General features: G+C 42.2%; 1 protein-coding gene. It reads left to right on the top strand.

Annotated features, from left to right (window positions below):
* On the top strand, positions 1-448 hold a 448-nt coding region (locus KDK95_RS35070), incomplete at both ends, for a transporter substrate-binding protein (protein WP_212522652.1).

Below are 448 nucleotides of genomic sequence, written 5' to 3'. Positions count from 1 at the left end.
GCAGACATCATGGAAGAATACACACCGTTTGGTCATAGCAATTATCAAACCATTGTTTCCAATATCAAGAAATTCTCTGCAGGTAAAAAGACTGCGGTGATTTCAACCATCAATGGCGATTCCAACGTTCCTTTCTATCGTGAGTTGGGTAATCAGGGTATTAAGGCCTCTGATATTCCAGTGATGGCATTCTCGGTGGGTGAAGAAGAATTGCGTGGTATCGACACCAAACCATTGGTTGGACATTTGGCGGCATGGAACTATTTCATGTCAGTTAAAAATCCGAAAAACACCGAATTTGTGAATAAATTCAAACAATATGCAGTGGAGTACAAGCTTCCAAATGCCGACAAAGTTGTGACCAACGACCCGATGGAAGCGACCTATGTGGGTATCAATATGTGGAAACAAGCGGTTGAAAAAGCAGGTACAACGGACGTTGATAAAG

The organism is Actinospica acidithermotolerans, assembly GCF_018139625.1.
Classification (GTDB): Bacteria; Actinomycetota; Actinomycetes; order Streptomycetales; family Catenulisporaceae; genus Actinospica; species Actinospica acidithermotolerans.
The sequence above is the reverse complement of the archived record's forward strand: the minus strand, read 5'-3'. Positions and strand labels throughout refer to the sequence as shown.